This window comes from Pseudomonas sp. Pseusp97, assembly GCF_047304025.1.
In the GTDB taxonomy this organism is placed as follows: domain Bacteria; phylum Pseudomonadota; class Gammaproteobacteria; order Pseudomonadales; family Pseudomonadaceae; genus Pseudomonas.
In genome coordinates this window covers 1-1,646 of the sequence record NZ_JBGLYK010000422.1, presented here as the reverse complement: position 1 = coordinate 1,646, position 1,646 = coordinate 1, and the positions used below count along the sequence as shown (strand labels likewise).

The 1,646-nt window shown below is 68.7% G+C and carries 3 protein-coding genes and 1 pseudogene; 2 read left to right on the top strand and 2 right to left on the bottom strand.

Annotated features, from left to right (window positions below; genetic code table 11):
• Together ACCC94_RS29600 and ACCC94_RS29595 are read right to left on the bottom strand one after the other, a co-directional pair.
• Window positions 1-306, bottom strand: a pseudogene (locus ACCC94_RS29600) (protein methyltransferase); the annotation flags it as partial.
• Complete coding sequence (locus ACCC94_RS29595; RefSeq protein WP_413353146.1) at window positions 303-770, bottom strand: YbaY family lipoprotein; 468 nt, start codon at window positions 768-770, stop codon at window positions 303-305. The pseudogene ACCC94_RS29600 and the gene ACCC94_RS29595, both read right to left, overlap by 4 nt.
• Before the next feature lie 137 nt (window positions 771-907).
• Here ACCC94_RS29595 and nrdR point away from each other — a divergent pair, with 137 nt between their 5' ends.
• Both nrdR and ACCC94_RS29585 read left to right on the top strand, forming a co-directional pair.
• Window positions 908-1,372: a transcriptional regulator NrdR gene (gene nrdR / locus ACCC94_RS29590; RefSeq protein ID WP_259759078.1), complete on the top strand. Its 465-nt coding sequence runs from the start codon at window positions 908-910 to the stop codon at window positions 1,370-1,372.
• Window positions 1,369-1,646 (top strand): deaminase (locus ACCC94_RS29585; RefSeq protein WP_413353144.1); only part of this gene is annotated, 278 nt, incomplete at its 3' end. The genes nrdR and ACCC94_RS29585, both read left to right, overlap by 4 nt.

The window sequence follows — 1,646 nt, the reverse complement described above, 5'->3', positions numbered from 1 at the left end:
GGCCTTGGCCGCGGCGATGGCGGCAATGCCCGAGCCCGCGCCGAAATCCAGCACGCGCTTGCCGCGCACCCATTCGGGTTTCTCCGCCAGCCAGTGCGCCAGCACCAGCCCGCTGGCCCAGCAGAAGCACCAGTAGGGCGGTTCTTCGAGAATGCGCCGGGTTTCGTCGGGGCTGAACTCGCGGTCCATGTTCTGCGCGTCGATCAGCCAGAGGCGGATGTCGGTGCCGGGCAGGGTTTCGGCGGACAGGCGCGCGTCGCCGAGCAGTTCACCGAGGGCCATTTGCAGGGAAAGCGGTGGCGTCACGGTGCACGTTCCAGGCGCAGTTCGCCCAGGGCGCGGGTTTCCGGCTGGGTGATGCGCACCGGCGGCAGGCGCCAGGCCAGCTGGCCGGACTGCGAGACGCGGCCGTGCAGCTCGACGCGGGCGCCGGCCGGGAAGGACTGCGGATTGAACACCACGCGAAATGGCAGGGCTTGTCCCGTGGCGATCAGCTTCTCGCTGGAGAGCAACTGCTGCGGGCGGTCGCGCTGGTCGATCACCAGCAGCGCCAGCTCCACTTCGCTGCCGGCCGGCAGGAAACCCTGGGAGCTGCTGAGCTGGCCGCTGAGGGCGCGCATGTTGGCCGGCACGGGCTCTTCCAGCGCGGACGGGGTTTTCTTCGAGACGGCGACCGGCTGGGCGGTCGGCGCAGGCTTCTCGCTGGCGCAGGCGGCCAGCAGGACGGTAAGGGACAGGCAGAGCAGGCGGGCAAACATGGCGGGCTCCATCGCAACAGATTCCAGGCGGGCGCCTGTATAGCCTAATACCTGTGGCCTGTCTCGTGGGAGCGGGGTTTATTCGGACAGTCGATGCGCTACCATGAGCCTCTTGACCTCTTCCCCTACAAGACAGCCCAAGACTCGCCATGCACTGTCCTTTCTGCGGCGCCCACGACACCAAAGTCATCGATTCGCGCCTGGTCGCCGAGGGCGACCAGGTCCGCCGGCGCCGCGAGTGCCTGGCCTGCGGCGAGCGTTTCACCACCTTCGAGACCGCCGAACTGGTCATGCCGCGCCTGATCAAGCAGGACGGCAGCCGCCAGCCCTTCGACGAAGACAAGCTGCGCGCCGGCATGCAGCGCGCGCTGGAAAAGCGCCCGGTGAGCATCGAGCGGCTGGAGGAGGCGCTGGCGCACATCAAGCACAAGCTGCGCGCCACCGGCGAGCGCGAGATCAAGTCGCGGGTGCTGGGCGAACTGGTGATGGCCGAGCTGCAGAAGCTCGATGAAGTCGCCTACATCCGCTTCGCCTCGGTATACCGCCGCTTCCAAGACCTCAACGAATTCCGCGAGGAAATCGAGCGCCTGGCCCGCGAGCCGTCCAAGGAATGAGCATCGCGGACGAGGTCTGGATGGCCCGCGCCATCGAGCTGGCGCGCAAGGGCTGGTACACGACCCATCCCAATCCCCGCGTCGGCTGCGTCATCGTCCGTGACGGCGAGGTAGTGGGAGAAGGCTGGCACGTGCGCGCCGGCGAGCCCCACGCGGAGGTCCACGCGCTGCGCCAGGCAGGCGACAAGGCCCGCGGCGCCACCGCCTACGTCACTCTCGAACCCTGCAGCCACTTCGGCCGCACGCCGCCTTGCGCCGACGCGCTGATCGGCGC